The organism is Synechococcus sp. PROS-7-1 (assembly GCF_014279795.1).
Taxonomy (GTDB): domain Bacteria; phylum Cyanobacteriota; class Cyanobacteriia; order PCC-6307; family Cyanobiaceae; genus Synechococcus_C.
Window position 1 is genome coordinate 1,791,064 of sequence record NZ_CP047945.1, and the last position, 18,848, is coordinate 1,809,911.

19 protein-coding genes are annotated in these 18,848 nt (G+C 61.7%); 7 read left to right on the forward strand and 12 right to left on the reverse strand.

The features are described 5' to 3' along the window. Positions 1-74: 74 nt before the first annotated feature. A complete protein-coding gene (locus SynPROS71_RS09740) occupies positions 75-1,550 on the forward strand; it encodes an iron ABC transporter permease (RefSeq protein ID WP_255442510.1) in 1,476 nt (491 codons plus the stop codon). Here the strand turns inward: SynPROS71_RS09740 and SynPROS71_RS09745 are convergent. From SynPROS71_RS09745 to SynPROS71_RS09775, 7 genes are read right to left on the reverse strand one after another with little or no spacing between them, the layout of a single operon-like run. Continuing rightward, complete coding sequence (locus SynPROS71_RS09745; RefSeq protein WP_186594792.1) at positions 1,529-3,709, reverse strand: PhoX family phosphatase; 2,181 nt, start codon at positions 3,707-3,709, stop codon at positions 1,529-1,531. The two genes, SynPROS71_RS09740 and SynPROS71_RS09745, sit on opposite strands and share 22 nt — an antisense overlap. 2 nt (positions 3,710-3,711) lie before the next feature. Further along, the gene (locus tag SynPROS71_RS09750) at positions 3,712-4,725 is read right to left on the reverse strand and encodes an esterase-like activity of phytase family protein (protein ID WP_186594793.1); all 1,014 of its coding nucleotides are present in this window, start codon (positions 4,723-4,725) and stop codon (positions 3,712-3,714) included. Position 4,726: 1 nt separating this feature from the next. After that, positions 4,727-6,154, reverse strand: a complete 1,428-nt coding sequence (locus SynPROS71_RS09755) for an MFS transporter (protein ID WP_186594794.1) — start codon at positions 6,152-6,154, stop codon at positions 4,727-4,729. 59 nt (positions 6,155-6,213) lie between these two features. Beyond that, positions 6,214-7,179 (reverse strand): lysylphosphatidylglycerol synthase domain-containing protein, encoded by a 966-nt coding sequence (locus SynPROS71_RS09760; RefSeq protein WP_186594800.1) that lies wholly within the window; start codon positions 7,177-7,179, stop codon positions 6,214-6,216. After that, complete coding sequence (gene larC, locus SynPROS71_RS09765; RefSeq protein WP_186594802.1) at positions 7,173-8,393, reverse strand: nickel pincer cofactor biosynthesis protein LarC; 1,221 nt, start codon at positions 8,391-8,393, stop codon at positions 7,173-7,175. The genes SynPROS71_RS09760 and larC overlap by 7 nt, the downstream gene beginning before the upstream one ends. Further along, entirely contained in the window at positions 8,390-9,028 is a 639-nt protein-coding gene (locus SynPROS71_RS09770; protein WP_186594804.1) for a hypothetical protein, read from the reverse strand. The genes larC and SynPROS71_RS09770 overlap by 4 nt, the downstream gene beginning before the upstream one ends. Then, positions 9,028-9,678 (reverse strand): hypothetical protein, encoded by a 651-nt coding sequence (locus SynPROS71_RS09775; protein WP_186594805.1) that lies wholly within the window; start codon positions 9,676-9,678, stop codon positions 9,028-9,030. The genes SynPROS71_RS09770 and SynPROS71_RS09775 overlap by 1 nt, the downstream gene beginning before the upstream one ends. Positions 9,679-9,763: 85 nt before the next feature. Here SynPROS71_RS09775 and SynPROS71_RS09780 point away from each other — a divergent pair, with 85 nt between their 5' ends. Then, positions 9,764-10,522, forward strand: coding sequence for a tetratricopeptide repeat protein (locus SynPROS71_RS09780; protein ID WP_186594806.1), 759 nt, complete (start codon positions 9,764-9,766; stop codon positions 10,520-10,522). On the opposite strand, the gene SynPROS71_RS09785 is transcribed toward SynPROS71_RS09780, so the two are convergent. Next, complete coding sequence (locus SynPROS71_RS09785) at positions 10,467-10,793, reverse strand: hypothetical protein (RefSeq protein WP_186594807.1); 327 nt, start codon at positions 10,791-10,793, stop codon at positions 10,467-10,469. The genes SynPROS71_RS09780 and SynPROS71_RS09785 overlap by 56 nt on opposite strands. 60 nt (positions 10,794-10,853) lie before the next feature. Between SynPROS71_RS09785 and xth the strand changes: the two genes are divergently transcribed. Further along, entirely contained in the window at positions 10,854-11,684 is an 831-nt protein-coding gene (gene xth, locus SynPROS71_RS09790; protein ID WP_186594808.1) for an exodeoxyribonuclease III, read from the forward strand. Here xth and SynPROS71_RS09795 read toward each other — a convergent pair. Beyond that, complete coding sequence (locus SynPROS71_RS09795) at positions 11,681-13,153, reverse strand: FAD-linked oxidase C-terminal domain-containing protein (RefSeq protein ID WP_186594809.1); 1,473 nt, start codon at positions 13,151-13,153, stop codon at positions 11,681-11,683. The genes xth and SynPROS71_RS09795 overlap by 4 nt on opposite strands. Positions 13,154-13,288: 135 nt before the next feature. Here SynPROS71_RS09795 and hemL point away from each other — a divergent pair, with 135 nt between their 5' ends. Together hemL and SynPROS71_RS09805 are read left to right on the forward strand one after the other, a co-directional pair. Beyond that, positions 13,289-14,590 carry a glutamate-1-semialdehyde 2,1-aminomutase gene (gene hemL / locus SynPROS71_RS09800; RefSeq protein WP_186598032.1) on the forward strand — a complete coding sequence of 434 codons (1,302 nt, stop codon included), beginning with the start codon at positions 13,289-13,291 and terminating at the stop codon, positions 14,588-14,590. Between the two features lie 47 nt (positions 14,591-14,637). Further along, positions 14,638-15,843: a carbohydrate porin gene (locus SynPROS71_RS09805; protein ID WP_255442513.1), complete on the forward strand. Its 1,206-nt coding sequence runs from the start codon at positions 14,638-14,640 to the stop codon at positions 15,841-15,843. A gap of 1 nt (position 15,844) precedes the next feature. Here SynPROS71_RS09805 and SynPROS71_RS09810 read toward each other — a convergent pair whose 3' ends face one another. Beyond that, the gene (locus SynPROS71_RS09810) at positions 15,845-16,339 is read right to left on the reverse strand and encodes a YajQ family cyclic di-GMP-binding protein (RefSeq protein WP_186594811.1); all 495 of its coding nucleotides are present in this window, start codon (positions 16,337-16,339) and stop codon (positions 15,845-15,847) included. A gap of 25 nt (positions 16,340-16,364) precedes the next feature. After that, entirely contained in the window at positions 16,365-16,931 is a 567-nt protein-coding gene (locus tag SynPROS71_RS09815) for a CHRD domain-containing protein (RefSeq protein ID WP_186594812.1), read from the reverse strand. Between SynPROS71_RS09815 and SynPROS71_RS09820 the strand changes: the two genes are divergently transcribed. Further along, positions 16,930-17,433, forward strand: a complete 504-nt coding sequence (locus SynPROS71_RS09820) for an MAPEG family protein (RefSeq protein ID WP_370586818.1) — start codon at positions 16,930-16,932, stop codon at positions 17,431-17,433. The two genes, SynPROS71_RS09815 and SynPROS71_RS09820, sit on opposite strands and share 2 nt — an antisense overlap. Here SynPROS71_RS09820 and SynPROS71_RS09825 read toward each other — a convergent pair. Further along, on the reverse strand, positions 17,430-18,344 hold the full coding sequence (locus tag SynPROS71_RS09825) for an SPFH domain-containing protein (protein ID WP_186594813.1): 915 nt from the start codon (positions 18,342-18,344) through the stop codon (positions 17,430-17,432). The two genes, SynPROS71_RS09820 and SynPROS71_RS09825, sit on opposite strands and share 4 nt — an antisense overlap. A gap of 57 nt (positions 18,345-18,401) precedes the next feature. On the opposite strand from SynPROS71_RS09825, the gene SynPROS71_RS09830 reads away from it, so the two are divergent. After that, positions 18,402-18,845, forward strand: a complete 444-nt coding sequence (locus tag SynPROS71_RS09830; protein WP_186594814.1) for an NfeD family protein — start codon at positions 18,402-18,404, stop codon at positions 18,843-18,845. Positions 18,846-18,848 lie beyond the last annotated feature (3 nt).

Below are 18,848 nucleotides of genomic sequence, written 5' to 3' on the forward strand. Positions count from 1 at the left end.
GCACAAGCCCACAGGGCAGCCGATGGGTGCCGGGCCGGCGCTTGCTGGTGGCCGGTGCCCTGCTGATTGCAGTGATGGCGTTGCTACCGGTGCTCGGACTGGTGGGGGAAGGCCTGCAGGGGCTCAGAAACGGCAACGCCAGCCTCGGCTCCGACGGCGTCAGCCAGTTGCGCGGCACCCTTGTGCTTCTGGTGGGAACCGGCTTAGCCGGAGGTCTGCTCGGAACCGTGAATGGTTGGCTTCTGGCGAACTGCCGCTTCCCTGGTCGGCACTGGCTGCGGATCGCCCAGTTGCTGCCCCTGGCCAGCCCCTCCTATTTGCTGGCCGCCACGCTGGTGGATCTAGGAAGCCTGCATGGCCTACGCATCCATGGCTTGAGCTGGGGTGTGGCCGTAATGGCCCTCAGCACCTACCCCTACGTGTTCTTGCTGAGCACTGAAAGCTTCACCATTTGCGGGCGTCGGCAACTCGAAGCCTGTCGATGCCTCGGTGTCGGGCCCTGGAACAGCTTCCGCCGTATTGCACTGCCCCTGGCCCTGCCGGCCATCGGCGCCGGGATTGCCCTGATGGGGATGGAAGTGGTGAACGACTACGGAGCCGTTCAGCTGCTGGGGATTCCCAGCCTCTCGGCCGGCATCCTTCAGGCCTGGCAGATGGATGGCAATCCCGCGGGTGCCGTCGGGCTGGCACTGATCACCCTCTGCATCGTGATGCTGCTGGTGTTCGGAGAACGGCGCTTGCGCCGGCGCAGCCGCCGTTGGGCCGAGGGCGTCGCCGGCGGTGAATCCCCCGCCTGGCCACTGGAGGGGCTACGGGCTGTGCTGGCTCAGGTGCTCGGGGGCATCCCACCGCTGCTGAGCCTGGGGATTCCCCTGGTCTGGGCGTGCCACAACCTGGGGCAATTGGCCGCTGGTTGGCAACCGGAACTGCTGCTTCTGACGGCGCGCAGCCTTTCCCTTGGCCTCGCTGCCGCGGTGCTCACGGGCCTGGCGGCCTTACTGCTCGCGATCGCCAAGCGTTGGAGTCGCTCCCGATGGCTGGGAAGCGTGACTTTCCTCGCCGGAATGGGCTACGCCATTCCAGGAGCCGTTCTGGCCCTGGCGTTGCTGTTGCTGGGCGGCCCCTGGCAACTCTCGCCGATCCTGCTGCTGCTCTGGGGATACAGCGATCGCTTCCTCGCCGTGGGCAAAGGGGGGCTGGACGCGGCCCTGGAGAGGCTCTCGCCCAATTTGGATGAAGCGGCCACGGGCCTGGGTCTGCGCTGGCCGGCCGTGCTCCGCCGCGTGCACTTACCCCTGCTGCGCGGGCCGCTGCTGGTGGGAAGCCTCCTGGTTTTCGTCGACACCGTGAAGGAACTCCCCCTCACCCTGGCGGTGCGTCCGTTCGACTTCGACACCCTCTCCATCCGGGTGTTTCAGTACGCCAGTGATGAACGCCTCGCCGCCGCCCTCTGGCCGGCCCTGATGATCCTCACCCTGGGATTGCTGGCGGCAACGGCGTTGATTCCCAAGCTCAGTCGGGAAACAGATCAGCCCTCCAGCAGCGGCTGACCGTTGCGTCGCTGCACCGCCACCACACCAGGGCGGGGGGGACGTCCAGGTGCCTGGGCCGGCCAGTTCGAGCCCATCGCCACCGTGCGCAACTGTTCGATCACCCCTCCATCGCGGTCACGCAACGTGTGCACTTGCATTTCCTGGTCCCTGGGCCCACGGGCACCGTGGACTTCACCAGGGTGCTGAATGGCCAGAAACAGGGCCCGTTCCTGGTCATCCAGACTCAGGCCGCAGAGCTCACACTCCATCGGCCCGGTCGCGAAGCAGGCGGCCCGTTCGGCCTCGGTATCGCCGGTTCGGGGCACAAACCAGCAGCTGTTGTTGCCGAACTGATCGCTCGCTGAAGATTTGGCCGAGCGGTCGGTCACGATCCAGAGGTTGCCTTGGCCATCAAGCGCCAGGTTGTCGGGATTGGTGAACCCCAGACCGCCAGCCCAGGGTTCCCCGCCGGTGGCCGCCATGCGCCAACGGAATGCACCACCGCTGGCCTCGCCGCTGCGGGCCGAATCATCCGACAGACGCATCACCCAGCCATGGCCCCAGATCGCTTCCCCATTGGGCCCGCGGAAGATGGCGGGGTCCGGCCCACCGGTGGTGCTGGGGTAGCCGGAGGTGAAGGCCACCAGAAGGTCTCCCGTTAACGGATCGATCTCCGTGTCTTCAGGGCGGGCCGTGGGTGTTCCCCCTGCCGCTCGGGCCGCCAGGTGGGCATCCACCAGGATCGCTCCCTGCAGGAGTTCTCCCTCCCCCGCATAAAGACTGCCAAGGGTTGGAAAACGCTTCGCGTAAGCCTGCACCGCGGCGTCCTCGCGAAAGAACTCCGCACCGGCGCGCCGGCGATCGGAATGGGGAAGCTCCACCGGGCAACTCAGGCCAGCCTGGGTGAAGCGGCTGGGCAGGAAGGGCCGCACGGGTGCATCCGCACGCAGAGGAAGCCATTCACCAGTGCCATCCGCATGGAAGTGGGCCACCTGCAACTCACCGTTCTCAAGCAGCCGCGAATTGCCTCGATCTCCAGGGCTTGTGACCGGATCGGCACTAACAAAACGGTAGAGGTGGCCGCCCCGGCGATCACAACCGGAGTAAACCCGCAGCGGAGCACCGGCTTCAGCGCGAAGCGCTACAGCCTCATGGCGGAAACGCCCCAGCGCCGTGTGTTTGCGCACGGGCGTGTCGGGGGCTGCAGGATCGATCTCCACCATCCAGCCGTACTTGTTGCCAGCTAAGCCATACACATTGCCCAGTCCCCCCAGGCGGGTCTGCCGGCAGACGAAGGGGCGTTCAGAGGGAGACACCGCGCTGCCATCGGCGTACACCGGCTCCGGCACCTGGGACTGGAAGTTCTCCTCCGCACTGAGCACCGTGCCCCAGGGCGTGGTGCCACCGGCACAGTTCGCGAAGGTGCCGATCACCTGATCACCGAGACCGTCGTCGTAGCCCATCCGCTCTGCGCGGCGGAACACCGCGGCCGCTGGCCCGGTGCTTTGCAGGCGCTGGGAGGGTTCAGTCCAGCCAGCCAGACCGTCCACCCGGCGCTCCACTGGATCGCTGCGGCGGACCCACTGGCCCTCGCCATTGCGGCTGATGGCGATCACCCCCAGCCCGAGGTCCGCCATGGCTTCATCGCTGACGGAGCGAATCAGAGCCAGCAACCGCTCATTGCCCTGCAAGGCGGTGCAATCGATCACCCCATCGCGAGGGGCGAGAGCTGCGACCAATTGCTGCCAGGGAAGCGGGCGGCCGACCACCTCGCGGAAGCCCTCGGTCCAGGGCAAGGCACTGATGTATTCGAAATTCACCGTGAGCAAGGCCTCGTCCGGTCCGCGGGACACAAAGCCGAGGTAGTCGTTGTTGAAGCCGAAGCGCCCCTGGGGCATCGGATCTCCCCAGGCAGCGATCAAATCGGCGCGATACCCCTCGGGAACCACCAAGCGGTCCTCCACCGCAATGCGCCGGTACACCTGCTGCTGCTGTGCAGCCGTCAGCCCATCACTGTCCACCGGCAGGGGAGTCGGCACCGGTTTGAAAGGCCATGCAGACGAAACCGGCAGTGCCGAATCAGCGGCCGCAGCGGTTTGGCCCCGGGGCCGGGATCCCACCAGACCGGCAGCTCCAAGACCCAGCAACGCAAGAACGGAACGGCGAGGCAGGGTCATGATCAAAACTGAAAGCGACCGGACGGGCAGCCTGAACCGCGACGCGGCGCAAGCAGCGACACCCAGCTTCGCTGAAGCGGATTGAAATTGTCGTCACTCACCAGCACAAGCACAACCCGGCCGTCATCAAGTTGGGGCCCCCAGGCCATCCCTTCCCAGTTATCGGCAGGCAACCCGGCCTCCAGCAAATCCCAGCCTTGGGACGGGACCAAGGGCGGCGCTTCCTCCCGAGGGGACGCGGGCAGGGGCAGCACTTGCAGCTCCGCAGTCCAACGCTGGGGCGGCGCGTAACTGCGCAGAAGAGCCAGCAAAGCCGGTGGAGCATCCAAGGCCAGAAGCTCCGTAAGGCCCAGTGAGCGGGATGCCGCGGCCCCAGCGGGGCCAAGCGCGATCCGCCCCAGGGTGCGCGGCGGCTCATCGGTTGCCTGAACCGCCAGTGGCACAAGGTCTTGGTCCGCCAGAGGGCTGTCCTGAACCAGAGGAGCTTCGGCAGCCAGAACCAGATCACCGGCCGGTGTGCGCATGAGCGATTCAGGCCCTTTGTTGGCCCTCAATCCCTGCCCAGGCCGCTCCTGCCAGGCTGCGGGAAGCGAACGCTCCTCCAGAAGACGACCGTTGCGCAAAGAATGACGCTGCAGCCTCGCGCGCCGCTCTGGGGTGCGGCGGCCTTCACTGACGATCCAGGCCCCAGTTCCGGCGAGCACCAGGCCTTCACCATCAAACCCTTCAGGCAGCAGCTCGCCGGCACCGTCCTTCAGCAGCAAGCGGGGGCCGGCTCGCAGAGCACCTCTCCCTGTCACCTGGGCCCGCAAACCGCTGAACGGCACCAGATGCCCTCGGGGAGCATCACTGAGAAGCCAGAGCCGATCATCGTTCTGGTCATAAGCCGCTGCTGAGAAGCCCCCCATTGGCTGTCCATCAGAGCCCGTACGCGGCAGTGGAATCGTGCGCAGCAGCTCCCAACCAGCGGCCAGTGGACAAGGCAACACCTGAGCAGCCGTGGGCGGTGTCTCCATCTCAGAGGCTCTCCATATCCAGGCCCTTGGGTTCGATGCGGTACAGCCAGGTGATCACTGCGCCCAGCAGGGACGTGATCACCAGAACGGACAACACCTTCTCTGTTCCCCAGGCCTGAATCAGTGTGGGAAAGAAAAACGCCGTTAGCACCGCTCCCACCTTGCCGGATGCCGCAGCAAAACCGGCGCCGAGCCCACGGATCTTGGTGGGAAACACCTCCCCGGCCATCAGATAGGTGGTGGCATTCGGGCCGAGATTGGTCATGAACTGGAACAGCAGGAATCCAGCCACAGTGAGGGTGAGGTTGGTGTGGCCACCCGCACCACCGAGAGACGCGAGGATCAAGCCAACCGCACAACCGATAAAGCCAGTGATCTGAAGCGGAATACGCCCCCAACGGTCGGCGAGGACGATGGCGGCCGCAATCCCCACGAGGAAGCCCACATCGATCAAGGCCGTGCCCTTGGCCCCGATCATGTCGTTCTGGATCAGGTCACCCACGGTGGTTGCCTGGTTCATCTCCCCGAAGGCCATGGCGATGATCACGGGCGTGAAGATGCCGATCCCATAGGTGGAGAGATCCTGGAGGAACCAGGGAACGGACGTGAGGATGGTGGCGCGAACGTACTTACCGCGGAACAACTTCATCCAATCGCGACTGCGCTGCTCTGGGGCGACCTCCTCAAGACGATCCACGCTGGCGAGGGAGAGGTTCTGACGGTTCAGCAACTTGCGCAACTGTTTTTCCGCTTTCTCTGGCAACCCGCGACTCACCAACCAGTGACTGCTTTCCGGCAGGAAAAACCTCCCCCACACCACCGCCGCCACAGGAACGACCGGCACCAGAAAAAAGAGTCTCCAGTCGTTCACGCTGGGCATCGCACTGAGGATGATCGCCGCGATCGCTGTGCCCAATACCGCGCCGATCGCCTGAAAGCTGAACGCACCCAGCACCAGTCGCCCGCGGATGGCGGAGGGGATGCTCTCTGAAATCACGAGGTGCGCCGTTGGGTAGTCGGCGCCCAACGCCAGACCGATCACAAACAGGCTGCCAATGAGGATCTCCTTGGACGGTGCCGTCGCAGCAGCGATCAACGCCACAAGCAGCAGCACCATCTCCCCGATGAAGACGGGCTTGCGACCGAGGCGATCCGCCAGTCCGCCGAGCAGCAGTGCGCCAAACAGGATGCCGGCCAAGGTGGCGGCCGTCACGAAGCCCTTGTCGAGATCACTGAGATCAAAGTCTCTGGAGATCAAAGGCAAGCCCACCCCCTGCATGAACACGATCATGCCCTCGAAAAACTTCCCTGCCGTGGCCAGAGACCAAACCAGCCATTGCATGCTGGAAAGTGGCGGGCTGGCCAGAGGCGCCCCATCCTCCCAGCGGGGAATGTCCTCGATATGCGCTTGAACGGAGCGTTTCGACATACCCAACCCCAAACGTCCCCACCTTGCGAAGGGCGCAACAAGTCCGCACTAGGAACCGATTAAGACTTGGCCACCAGCCAACGCGCCGACAGAGCCCTATCCGCCCACACGCCCCCGGCAGCCAAAACATCCGCCAGGGTGACCACCAGGCGGTAACTCAAGGCCACAGCCAAAAGCGGCGCCTCAGGGACTGACTGACCCAGCCTCAGCAGAAGCACCGCCTCGAAGACACCCAAGCCTCCCGGGGCGGCCGGCACCACCAATCCAGCCGTCCAGGCCAGGGCGAAGGCCGCCAGCCAAGCGGTGATCGGCAGCACCTGATTGAGGCCGAAAACCTGCAAGCAGGCCCAGAATCCTGAAAAACGGCAGGCCACAAACAGCAGCTCAGCCAGCAAGGGGGGCCACGGGTAGCCATCACGGCCGCTTCCGTACTGCTCGGGTTCAGCCAAAACACCTGACGAATCGTCCTGCACCCGATTGAGCTGGCGCAGCCGCTGACGCTCAAGGCGACGCAACAGCGGCTCCCGCCAGCGAGGTAAGAGAAGCAAGGCCGGCAGGGGAGCCAGGAGCGCGAGCCCCCCCTGGAACCCTCCAAAGGGAACCCAGAGCAGGGCGGCGACAGCCATCACCATGGGCTCAAGCAACACGGAAACCAGAGCCGGCCCCGTCCCGATGGAGGGGGCAAGTGCCCTCACGCGCTTCACGAAATGCCAGATCCCACCGGGGAGGTACTTGAAAAGATTGCTGCTGAGATAGAGCGGCAACAAGGGGGTCGGGCCAGTGCCATGTCCCAGCCAGAGCACAAGAACTCTCCAACTGACAGCATTCACCACGAGGCTGAGCCAACTGAGCCCGAGGGCCAGCATCAGCCACCACCAGCCAAGGGCCGAAATCGTGAGGCTGCGCAAACCTGCCAGGTGCCCCTTCAGCGCCCACGCGACAAACGAGAGGGTCAGCAGCGTCACCCACAGCTTCAGGCCACCGGGCAGGGAGACAGACCATGGCAAGCGTCGCAGCTTCAGCATCGCCAGTCCTCACAGGGCTCGAACCCCTCACCGTCCAGCTGCAGCTGACTGAGCAGCCGCGCAGGGGGCAAACCCTTGTGGTCGGCCAGCTGCTGCAGAGCATCGCGTTCCGGCTTGACCTCGAGACATCCATCCGGACGCCGGGTCTGCTTGGCCGCCAGGTCCCCCCAGGACGTGGAGAGCGTTCCCCTGCGCCGGGGAAGCACCCAGCGCCCCTGGTGCCGTTCCCTTAGCCCCAAAGTCGGACTCTCCCTCCACCAGATCTTGCGCAGCACCTCGGCACAATCCGCTCGCACCAAAGCGGTCACGGCCGTACCAGCCCGACCTTTCTTCATCTGAATGGGAGCACAGGCCACATCCAGCGCCCCACCGCTGCGGAGCTGCTCAACCAACCAAGCGATGGCTTCCGCTGAGGCATCGTCAATCCAGGCCTCCTGCACCACCAGGTCCTGCCACTGGGGTTGATCAGACGCAGAACGCGGAGCAGCCTGCAGCTGGATCAGACGCAACAGATTGGGACGATCCAGTTGGCGATGCCCCAGTCCAATCCCTGTCGCGACCGGCGCAAGCGCCGTTGGCCAACCAAATGCATCCGCTTGCACGGCCATGAGTGCCAATCCTGTGGGTGTGGTGAGTTCAGCTTCAGGCCACTCCATGCCGCAGCGCAGGGTCAGCCCGTGGCGACGAGCCAACTCCAGCACCGCAGGAGCAGGAACAGGCAACACGCCATGGGCCGTGGTCACCGTGCCCCGACCGGCTGGTGGGGGCTGGCAAAGCAAGGAACTGACCTGCAGATGCTCAAGGGCAGCACACACACCCACCACATCGACAAGGCTGTCGATCGCCCCCACTTCATGGAAATGGACCACCTCGGGGTCGGTTCCATGCACCACTGCTTCGGCCTGAGCAAGGGCTTCAAACACCGCAAGAACCCGCTGGCGCAACGGTGCAGCTAGGGGGGAGCCGTTGATGCGCTCCCGCAGCTCACGCCAGTGCCGATGCGGCGGTTCCACTTCCGTACTCTCAACAACAAGGCGCAAACCACGGAGGCCGCAGCTGGACGCCTCCCCAACCCTGAGGCGGTAGGAATCCGCGAATCCAAGCTGCCGCAAGGGCTCGTGGATCACCTCCTCAGGAATGCCGAGATCCAGAAAGGCCGCCAGCAGCATGTCTCCGGCGAGACCGGTGGGACAGTCCACAAACAAGGAGGTCATGCTGGCTCCGGTTCCAGGCCCTCCAGCAGCCGTTCTGCCACAGCTTCAAGATCATCGCGATGACGGCGCAGAAATTGCTCCACCTCTCGCCGCGCCCGGCGTTGCTCCCGCTGAGCAGTCTCCACGTCTTGCCCGGAAAGGCCCCAGATCCGTCCGAGCAAAGCCCGGTCGTCCTCGCCTCCCCGCGCTGCCCCCTCGAGCAACACCTCAGCCACCATGCCCGCCTGCAGTATCCGACTCCAGCGGCGCAGCTCTTCGAGAGGCAAGCGGGCATGGTCTGGAAGCGCGAACTCGGTCGCCCCGTTGCAACGCAAACCGGCCTCCAGGCAAGCCCGCGTTCCAACCAGCACCCGTTTCACACCCATCTGCTCCTCGCGGGCCACGAGCCAATGACCGGCTTCATGACGTGCCACCCGGCGCAACCGGGCTTTCCCCCCCGGAAGCGCTTCGGCCACCAGGTGCCCGCCCATCCCTTCAAGCTGGGAAGCATCCACCGTGAGTCCAAGCAGCCCACCACCGATCAGAAGAGCGATCCACGCCGGAGACAAGCCAACGAGCGGCCCGAACACAGCCAAAGCGGTGCAGCCAGCAACGGCAAGACCCGCCGTGGTGGTCGACACAGGCGACGATTCCATCAGCTGCTGACCGGTCGCGTGCTGGGGGCACCGCGGCGGGCTGAACCACCTCGGCCACCCTTACCGCCGCGTGTGGGCATCGGAGCAATCACTTCCGAAGATTCGATCTGAAGCAACTGGCCCTTTCGGCGCACATCAAGGCTGACGAAATGGCGCAGATGCTCCAAAGCCAGCTCGCCCTTGAGCTGAAGCTTGAAGGGAAGAGGCCGAAAGCCATCGGCTCGGGGTTGCTGACGCACCTTCACCACCACATCAGCTGTCTCGGCCTTGGTGTAAACGAGCTCCCCACGAATGGAAAAGTAGTCATCACCTTCAGGCAATGTGTCCTCGGCGGGAGCGCTGGCCTCGGTGTCATCCGAGCGCGACAACGTACTGGGTTCCCAAATCCCGGCGATTTGAAGATGCAGATGGTCCTGTTCTCGGCAGCGGGGGTACACAACCCACAGATGGGGCTGACTCATATCCAGATGTCGACGCATCAACGTGAGCATCCGTCCGAGCACCACACACTCCAGGGCCTGGCCATCGGCATCGATGAGCTGTCCGCGCGTGGACTTGTCGTCGGAGTCAGCACGGAATTCTCCGCGCACCACACCGATGGCCCTGTACTGAAGCGGCTCAGTCACCGCGGGAATGGGATGGTCGCGCATCGGTATTAAGGGCATTCACTAGCCCAAAAGGACTCTAGCCAGCGCCGGGGATTCCCCTCAGACTGTGACCTGATCACGCATTCCCGTGGCAGGGCTCCGCAACACACGCATCCGGAACGTCCTTCTGCTGCTGCTGGGGATCGGCTTCAGTCTGCTGAGCGGATGGGTTGTGGCCAACAACGGATTACAGCCGAACCAAAGCCATCGCAAGAATCAGAACAGGACTGCACCAGCCAGCGCAAGCTTGGAGCTGATCAACGAACAGGTTGCGGCGCATCCGCGCGATTGGCGATGGTCGGTTCTGCTGGCAAAAACTCAGCTCAGCCGAGGCAATCAAGAGGCTGCAGCGCTCACATTGAAACGCCTGCGGGCGCTTCATCCCAACCACCCGGATGTGATCGCACTCAGCAGCTTTTTGGCCCTGAAGGGGGGACAGCTGCAACCGGCGCTGGACCAGGTGAACAAGATCTTCCAGCAATCCACGCCGAAGCAGCGGCTGAAATTGGGCCTAGTGCTAGCAGATCTGCAGCGTCAGGCAGGAGAGCTGACAGCTGCACGATCCACCTATGAGCTGCTGGTCAAAGAAAACCCAGACCGCGCCGAACCATTGCTGGCATTGGCACTGTTAAAGCGCGATCAGGGTGAGGGCGACCAGGCGTTGACCCTCTTGCGCAAGGCTGAAAGCCTGAAAGGCAGAGGCGGTCTCGATCAGCGCAAGTTGGCATCCACCAAGCTGAATTGGGCATTGGAAGCAGCGCGCAACAAGTCGACCGACCGTCGTCAAGCGATCAAGGAAGGGTCCCAGCCGTCCCAGCAGAAGGTGCAGGCTGTTCAAGAGCCTTGAGTGCCGCATCGATCGCATCCACAGGGTCGGTGGCATCGTTGAGAGACGTGGCCTGACGAAGGCGCTGCATCAACTGCATTGGATTGGTGGCATCGATCACCGATCCTTCGCTGTTGTTGCCCGATGTTGTATCCAGGATTCCCCGGTCGCTATTCGTCTCAAAACTCGGGCCTGTCTCGGAGAGAGACGTCTGGGCTGCTGCTGGCATTGGAGCCAGCAGCAGAGCGGACCATGCCACCAACAGCGCTCCGGATTTGAACAGAGAGGGCATGGGTCGACTCCGCATCAAGACTGCGATGCTAAGGGTCATTCGCCATGAAGAACAGGTTCTGTGCAGATCGCCAGCTGGAACGTCAACTCCGTGCGGACCCGTCTAGGGCATGTTCTGAGCTGGCTGGATCGGAACAGCGTCGATGTGCTCGCCCTTCAGGAAACCAAAGTTGACGATCCTCTGTTTCCGTTGGAACCATTCCAGGAAAGGGGGTACCACGTCAGCATCCACGGGCAGAAGGCCTACAACGGCGTTGCTCTGATCAGTCGCCAGCCCCTCGAGGATGTACGCCTTGGCTTCACCGGCGAATTGCCCGGCGACGCGGACGCCGAAGAGCTCGGTGCACAAAAGCGCGTGATCAGCGCTCTGGCGGATGGCATTCGGGTGGTGAATCTCTACGTGCCCAACGGTTCGAGCCTGCGTTCAGAGAAGTACAGCTACAAGCTCAACTGGATGGGCTGCCTGGAGCGCTATCTACGCGCTGCCGAAACCAGGGATGAACCCCTCTGTGTGGTGGGTGACTTCAATATCGGGCCGGAAGCGAGGGATCTCCACGACCCCGATCGACTCACCGGAGGCATCATGGCCTCCGAGGCGGAGCGGGAGGCTCTCCGGCAGATACTCGGCTCCAATCTGGGCGACGCCTTTCGCCTGTTTGAATCGGGCAGCGGACACTGGAGCTGGTGGGATTACCGCAGCGGAGCCTGGAACCGCGACAGCGGTTGGCGGATCGACCACATCTATCTGAGCAGTGATCTGCAGGAACTGGCCCGAAGCTGCAGCATCGACAAAGAAGAGCGGGGCCGGGAGCAACCGAGCGACCATGCTCCGGTGGTGGTGGATCTGGCCTGGGACTTCAGCGATGAAGGCGAAGACACTGAGCTTGATTAATAAACCAGGGCCTCGTCGGGCAAGTGCCGACCGGAGCGCTCCAAAGCGACGAAGCGCCGCTGCGATTCACCACAGCTTTTCGGGGTGGGAAAGATCTTGCCGGGATTGGCCAAACCAACAGGATCAAAGGCCAAGCGCAGTCGCTTCATCGTTGCGAGATCGTCCTCGCTGAACATGCGATCAAGGAAACAACGCTTGTCGCTGCCCACGCCGTGTTCTCCACTGATGCTTCCTCCTGCCGCAAGGCAGAGCTCCATGATGGCGGCACCAAGGGTCTTCACCTTCTCGTTCACACCCGGATCCGAGGCCCGGTAAAGAATGAGGGGGTGAAGGTTGCCATCACCGGCGTGAAACACATTGGCCACCACCAGACCATGCTCAGCACTGAGGCGGTCGATAGCAGCCAGAACGGACGGAAGGGCCGTTCGAGGAACGACGCCATCCTGCAGGTAGTAGCTGGGGCACTGACGCCCCAGAGCCGAGATCGCACTTTTACGGCCCTTCCACAGCCTGGCGCGCTCAGTCTCATCCCAAGCCTCTCGCACCCTCCCTGCTCCTGCCTCGCGGCAGAGGCTGATAGCCAGCGTTACAGCCTCCTTCACTTCAAGGGCCTGGCCATCCAGCTCAATGAGAAGTACAGCACCAGCGTCTGGGGGATATTCCTCCTCGCCGAAGGCGGCATTGACCGCTGCAATACAGGTGTGATCCATGATCTCCAGACCGGCAGGCAGCACTCCCGCTGATGTGATCCGTCGTACGGCCTCACCCGCCGCCGCCATGGAGGGGAAGTCAGCCAGCAGGACGGCAACCTCCTGGGGGGCGGGCAACAAACGCAACGTGATCTCCGTGGCGATGCCAAGCGTGCCTTCGCTGCCGATGAATGCGCCGCGCAGATCGATGGCGCAGGTCTCCGAGAGCTCTCCCCCCAGTTGGGTGACCTGGCCATCAGGCAACACCACCTGCATCGCCAACACGTGATTGCTCGTGACTCCGTATTTGAGACAGTGCACGCCGCCGGAGTTCTCAGCAACATTCCCGCCGATGCTGCAGACCACTTGGCTGGAGGGATCGGGCGCGTAATAAAAGCCATCACCAGCCACCGCACGGGTCACCCAGCTGTTGATCACGCCGGGTTCCACGGTGATCGTCTGGTTGTTGAGATCCACCTCGAGAATTCTGCGCATCCGGCTGGTCACAATCAAAAGCGCCTCCTCTTCCACCAGGGCGCCTCCAGAGAGTCCGGTCCCGCTGCCCCTGGCAACGAAGGGGATGGAATGCTGATGACAGGCAGACACGATGGCTGCAACCTCATCGGTGCTTCTGGGAAGCACAGCAAGTGGCGGCGCATGGCGATCCATGGTGAGCCCGTCGCAGTCGTAAACGAGAAGTTCTTCCCGGCGCGAGACCACAGCTTTGGGATCTAGAAACCGCTTCAGATCTCGCTCAAGTGCTGCCCAGTCGTGAACCACTCCCGGTCTGCAAGACGCCCATAACCTAGTCAGCGACACTGTCAAACCCTGCCTTCCGACACAGTTCAGGCGATTCGGGCCGTTCTTGGGTCAGGATGTGGCACGGTTTGCATCGGCCCATTGGCTTCCGCCCCCGTGACTGCACCCACCCTCAACACCACCCGCTCCCAGGAGTTGTTCAGTGCCGCACAGGCCCTGATGCCCGGTGGCGTGAGCTCTCCGGTGAGGGCATTCCGTTCCGTGGGAGGGCAACCGATCGTTTTTGATCGGGTCAAGGGTCCGTATGCCTGGGATGTGGATGGAAATAAATACATCGACTACATCGGCAGTTGGGGACCCGCCATCTGCGGCCATGCCCACCCTGAGGTGATTAGCGCTCTTCAGGAAGCGATCGAAAAAGGCACGAGCTTCGGCGCTCCCTGTGCACTCGAAAACACCCTCGCGGAGATGGTGATCGACGCCGTTCCCAGCGTGGAGATGGTGCGCTTTGTGAACAGCGGCACAGAGGCCTGCATGGCGGTGCTGCGTCTGATGCGCGCCTTCACCGGTCGCGACAAGGTGATCAAGTTTGAGGGCTGCTACCACGGGCATGCGGACATGTTCCTCGTGAAGGCTGGTTCTGGAGTGGCCACCCTCGGACTCCCCGACTCTCCTGGCGTTCCCAGAAGCACCACAGCCAACACGCTCACCGCTCCTTACAACGACCTGGAAGCGGTCAAGCAACTCTTCGCTGAAAATCCAGACGCCATTTCAGGCGTGATCCTTGAGCCCATTGTGGGCAACGCCGGTTTCATCCAACCGGAGCCAGGCTTTCTCGAAGGTCTAAGGGAGCTCACGAAGGAGCATGGAGCCCTGCTGGTTTTCGACGAAGTAATGACCGGTTTCCGGATCAGCTACGGGGGAGCCCAGGCCCATTTCGGAGTCACACCGGACCTCACCACCATGGGCAAGGTGATCGGTGGCGGCCTGCCCGTGGGTGCCTACGGCGGACGGCGCGACATTATGGAGATGGTGGCTCCCGCTGGCCCGATGTACCAGGCGGGCACCCTGAGCGGCAACCCTCTGGCCATGACCGCTGGCATCAAGACGCTGGAACTGCTCCGTCAGCCAGGCAGCTACGAAAAGCTCACCGCGACCACCGAAAAACTCATCGCTGGAATCAAGGAAGCGGCATCAACCGCAGGCATACCGATTACTGGGGCCAGCGTCAGCGCAATGTTCGGATTCTTTCTCTGTGAGGGTCCGGTTCGCAATTTCGAAGAAGCGAAAGCCACCGATGCCGAGCGCTTCGGCAAGCTGCATCGGGCGATGCTTCAGCGCGGCGTCTACCTTGCCCCCTCAGCATTCGAAGCAGGATTCACCTCCTTGGCGCATTCCGATGGCGATGTCGAAGCCACGCTTCAGGCGTTCCGCGAATCATTCGCTGAAATCGCCTAAAGCCAGTGCGTTCTGCGATCAGGTGCATCGGCGCTGCCACGTTGTCTGTGGTGCTAGGCGCACCTGTTGAGGCAGGTCCTGTTCAGACGTTGCTCGGTCTTCCGGACTGGGTTGACTTCAGCATTCAGTTCACCTCTGAACCGATGGGGGGCATCCAAGGAGGGCTCAATCCATCGGCGAGCAGCTGGTTTCAAAACACGGTTGTGGGACTGAGCCTGGGCAGCGGCCTCAACAAGCCGGAAACAACCTGGAAGGAACTGGATCACTGGCAGGTGAATCTTGAACTCACCAATCAGGCAGGGAACCCCAACCTCAACACAGAGCTCGGCTCAGTTTTCACGCTTCAAACCTTGGTGAACCCGGTTGGCACCTGGATCACCGCCGCCAGTGTGGAGCGCAATCGCGGCGAAAGTTGGTGGAGCGCATCGGCAGGTTTGCTGTCGATGGATCCAGACTTTCTGGTCACACCGGCGATGAATTCCTATATCAACTCAACCCTCAACAACACCCTCAACCTGCTGGTGGTTGGCCTGCCGATCAATCCCTTTGTCACCCCTGGCGTGAAAGTGGCAGCGCACTCAGAAACGATGGGCTCACTGAGCTATGGATATTTCTATCTCGATCCGGAAACTTCGATCGCTGCCAGCCTGGGCGTGAACCCTGAGCAGCCGCAGGTGCAAGGAAGCGTCCAGGCACTGCAGTGGAGCACCAATCCACTGAGGTCTCGCCGGGATCTTCTTGAACCGATTCGCCTCAACAACAGTCACGCCACCGTGGAGCGCATGCTGCCTGCACCGGAGGCGCAACTCGGAAGCTACCTCGCTTCCACCAAGCTTCCATCAATGGAACCAGCAGGCGTGGGATCAGGCCTGAATCGTGGAATTTACGGCTCACTCACCTGGCCATTGGACGTTCCTCTGGGAATGGACAACCGACTCTGGGCTGCAGGAAGCTTCAGCCTCGATCCCGACAACAACCCGTTTCCAACCTTTCTGGGAGGGGGTTGGCTGTCTCAAGGGGTTCTGCCCAACCGTCCACTCGATGTTCTCGCTCTTGGGGTCAGCCGCACGAGTTTCAGCCCGACCCTGTCCCCAGGCGCGACCTATGAAGGCGTGATTGAACTCAATTATTCAATTCATTTGTCTGAGACAGTACAATTACAACCTGTCATGCAGTGGGTGATCAATCCCGGCGGAGAAGGCCAAATTAAAGGCATTTGGGCCGGAGGAATTCAATTAAATCTGAATCTCTAAGTCAGCGATAGTTCTCAAACTGCAGAGGTACATCCAGTTCATCCTCCTTGGAACGCAACAACTGAATCACCTGTTGTAGATCATCTTTACTCTTTCCGGTCACCCGTAGGCTTTCGCCCTGAATCGCAACCGTGACCTTTTTCAGCTCATCACGCACGATCTTGCTCATTTTCTTGGCCAGCTCCTGACTAAGGCCTTTCTTCAACTGAACCACCTGCTTGACGCGATTACCTCCCACGGCCTCAGGCGTTTGAAAATCAAAAATCTTCAACGACAGATTGCGCTTAGTCGCTTTCGCACGAAGAACATCTTCAACGGCTTGCAACGTCATATCACTGGCGGTTGTTATCACCACCGCTGCGTCTTCCAGCTCAATCTCAGTATTGGAGTCCTTCAGGTCGTAGCGCTGGCCAACATCGCGGCGCACCTGATCGAGGGTGTTGACCAACTCCTGACGATCAAAATCGGAGACGACGTCGAATGAATACGTTGCCATCGTTCAGATCTTCACTTCGACCACCCTAGCGCTGGGGCACCAACGTTCCTCTGATTTCTCCATTGGGATATTTCTTGGAGTGAATATTGATATACGTCTGGGATCCCAACAAAGCCTTGAGATCTTTGGCCTCGATCTGCACGGATCCTGTGAGGCGACCAGCGCGAACCCCTTCAGGCAGGGGTCCGCGGCTGAGCTTGAGGGTGGGCTGAAACGTGTCTGTTGTGTTGAGCTTATAAAGCACGCCCACATTGGCGCCGGGCTTCCCTTGGGGTGTGGGGCCATGAATGTGAATCCCCCCATGCACTGCGGGGAGAAACAGACCGCCACTGGAAAGATCCTGAAAGGCGAAATCGAAATACAGCCTGCGGGTCTTGGCGTCGTAATAAAGACTTTTGGGATCAATCAGCCCACCGGTTGCAGATGAATCCTTTTTGTCTGCAAAGCCTTTACCGGAATCTCCGTTGCCAGGCAACAGGCCATTGCCTTGCTCTCCGGTGAGACGAAAGACAGTGACGTCAGCGACGGCGGGCATCGCTGTGGCGACAGCGCCCAACGCGACAACACCTGACAGCAGAAGGCCACGGCGCATGGCGATTCAAGCGATTCCTATCGTCATAGCCATCGCGCTGTTCCTTGTGAACTTGATTGATCTTCTGACCCAAACACCCGCTGCCCCGTACGCCTGGTCGCTGGTGCTGTCGGGTGGTGTGGTGATCGCCAGCATCGTGCCCCTCGGCGCGGCCCGTTCCCAAGCCAATTTCACCATGAGTGACATGAAAGCGCCCCGCGCCATGTTCGAGCGCCTTCCCGCTTGGGGACAGCGGGCTAGCTGGGCCCATCAGAACAGTTTCGAAGCCTTCACCCTGCACGCCCCGGCTGCACTACTGGCACTGCTGGCTGTGCTGCAAATGGGGCCGCTGGGTGGACTCGCGATTCCAGCGGCGCTCCTTCAACCCGTGCTCAGACTGGTGTACTTGCCGGCCTATGTCGCCAACGTGCCACCTCTAAGAGGCCTGTGCTGGGCAGGGGGGCTGTCCTGCACGGGGATTCTGTATTTGGAGGGACTGCGGGCCCTGATTGCAGGGGCTTAGCGATCTCCCTGCTGGAACTGTTTCAACGCCGCCAACAGTGATGCCGGGGACTGGGGATCCACCATCAACACGCTGCCGGCTGGTGAATCAGCCATGCGCTGTCCCATCTCCATCCAATTCTCGGCAAGCATCAAACGGATCGCCTCCTCCGTTTGCGGATTGTCTGCGAGAGCTTTCGCCACTACGAGAGCAGCCTGGGATTTCGCTTCAGCCAAAACGCTCTGCTGATTGGCCTGGGCTTCGGCCTCAAGCATCAGAGCCTCTTTCTGTGCTCGTGCATCAAGCACAAGGGCTTCAGCCCGCCCCCGTGCTTCGTTGAGCTGCGCTTCCTTTTCTCCTTCGGAACGCAGAATCGCAGCCCGTTTTTCCCGTTCAGCCGTCATCTGAGCCTCCATTGCCTGCTTCACCCCTGGGGAAGGATTGATATCGCGCATCTCCACCCGGGTCACCTTCACGCCCCATGGATCCGTTGCCTCATCAAGTTCCCTGAGAAGTAATTCATTCACCTCACTGCGTGTCGTGAAGGTTTGATCGAGGTCAAGTTTGCCCATTTCGGCACGGATCTGGGTCAGCACCAGATTCACCATTGCTGCCTGAAGATTGTCAACGGCGTAATAAGCCTGGGAATGTTCGAGAAGTTGCCAATACACCACCGCATCCACCTCGATGGAGACATTATCTCGCGTGATGCAGAGCTGAGGTGGAATATCCAGCACTCGTTCTTTCAGTGATTCGTGGCTCACAACTTTTTCCACCACAGGAATCACAATCGACAGCCCTGGCTGAAGCTCTCGATCGAATTTGCCAAGACGCTCTACCAATCGCGATCGACCACCGCTGGTGACTTTGACGCTGCCGGTGCCCAGAAGCGCCAGGAGAACAAGGGCAGGTAAACCGAAGAAAGCTTCCATGAATTTCCTGTTTTTCAAGACCCTAGAGACCAGAGTGAGAGAAGTCAGTCGCTTGCAATGCCTCTTCTTGCAGTTCCTCTGGTTTGGCTACTGCTGGCAGGGCTTCTGTTGGCCATCGAGTTATCACTTCCAGGCTTTGACGGCCTGATGGTTGCCGTGTTGGGGGCACTGAGTCTCTCCGTGCTGACGGCCCTCCTCCCTCTGCCGCTCTGGCTGCAGATCGGCCTTTTTATCTTGATCACCGTGGCGGGAACCCTCTGGCTCAGCAGCTGGTCCGCCAGGCGCACACCATCATCAAGTCGCCGCAGGCTGAAGGAAGACACCGCGGAGGTTCTCGGCACCATCACTCCAGGTGGAGAGGGCCGGGTGCGTTGGCATGGCCAGAGCTGGGCCGCAAGTTCCCTCGACCTGGAGCAGCCCCTGGAGGCCGGAGACCAGGTGCTGGTGATGGGGCGGGACGGAACCCATCTTCAAATTCTTCCGATCAACGCGCTGCGCTGACCT

Bases quoted from the DNA above. Each gene is read 5' to 3' on its own strand.
- SynPROS71_RS09825 (WP_186594813.1), bottom strand. From the start codon at position 18,344: ATGGAAGCTTTCTTCGGTTTACCTGCCCTTGTTCTCCTGGCGCTTCTG.
- SynPROS71_RS09830 (WP_186594814.1), top strand. From the start codon at position 18,402: ATGCCTCTTCTTGCAGTTCCTCTGGTTTGGCTACTGCTGGCAGGGCTT.
- SynPROS71_RS09770 (WP_186594804.1), bottom strand. From the start codon at position 9,028: ATGGAATCGTCGCCTGTGTCGACCACCACGGCGGGTCTTGCCGTTGCT.
- SynPROS71_RS09755 (WP_186594794.1), bottom strand. From the start codon at position 6,154: ATGTCGAAACGCTCCGTTCAAGCGCATATCGAGGACATTCCCCGCTGG.
- larC (WP_186594802.1), bottom strand. From the start codon at position 8,393: ATGACCTCCTTGTTTGTGGACTGTCCCACCGGTCTCGCCGGAGACATG.
- SynPROS71_RS09785 (WP_186594807.1), bottom strand. From the start codon at position 10,793: ATGCCCTCTCTGTTCAAATCCGGAGCGCTGTTGGTGGCATGGTCCGCT.
- SynPROS71_RS09810 (WP_186594811.1), bottom strand. From the start codon at position 16,339: ATGGCAACGTATTCATTCGACGTCGTCTCCGATTTTGATCGTCAGGAG.
- SynPROS71_RS09820 (WP_370586818.1), top strand. From the start codon at position 16,930: ATGGCGATTCAAGCGATTCCTATCGTCATAGCCATCGCGCTGTTCCTT.
- SynPROS71_RS09740 (WP_255442510.1), top strand. From the start codon at position 75: ATGGCGTTGCTACCGGTGCTCGGACTGGTGGGGGAAGGCCTGCAGGGG.
- SynPROS71_RS09750 (WP_186594793.1), bottom strand. From the start codon at position 4,725: ATGGAGACACCGCCCACGGCTGCTCAGGTGTTGCCTTGTCCACTGGCC.
- SynPROS71_RS09760 (WP_186594800.1), bottom strand. From the start codon at position 7,179: ATGCTGAAGCTGCGACGCTTGCCATGGTCTGTCTCCCTGCCCGGTGGC.
- SynPROS71_RS09775 (WP_186594805.1), bottom strand. From the start codon at position 9,678: ATGCGCGACCATCCCATTCCCGCGGTGACTGAGCCGCTTCAGTACAGG.
- SynPROS71_RS09815 (WP_186594812.1), bottom strand. From the start codon at position 16,931: ATGCGCCGTGGCCTTCTGCTGTCAGGTGTTGTCGCGTTGGGCGCTGTC.
- SynPROS71_RS09745 (WP_186594792.1), bottom strand. From the start codon at position 3,709: ATGACCCTGCCTCGCCGTTCCGTTCTTGCGTTGCTGGGTCTTGGAGCT.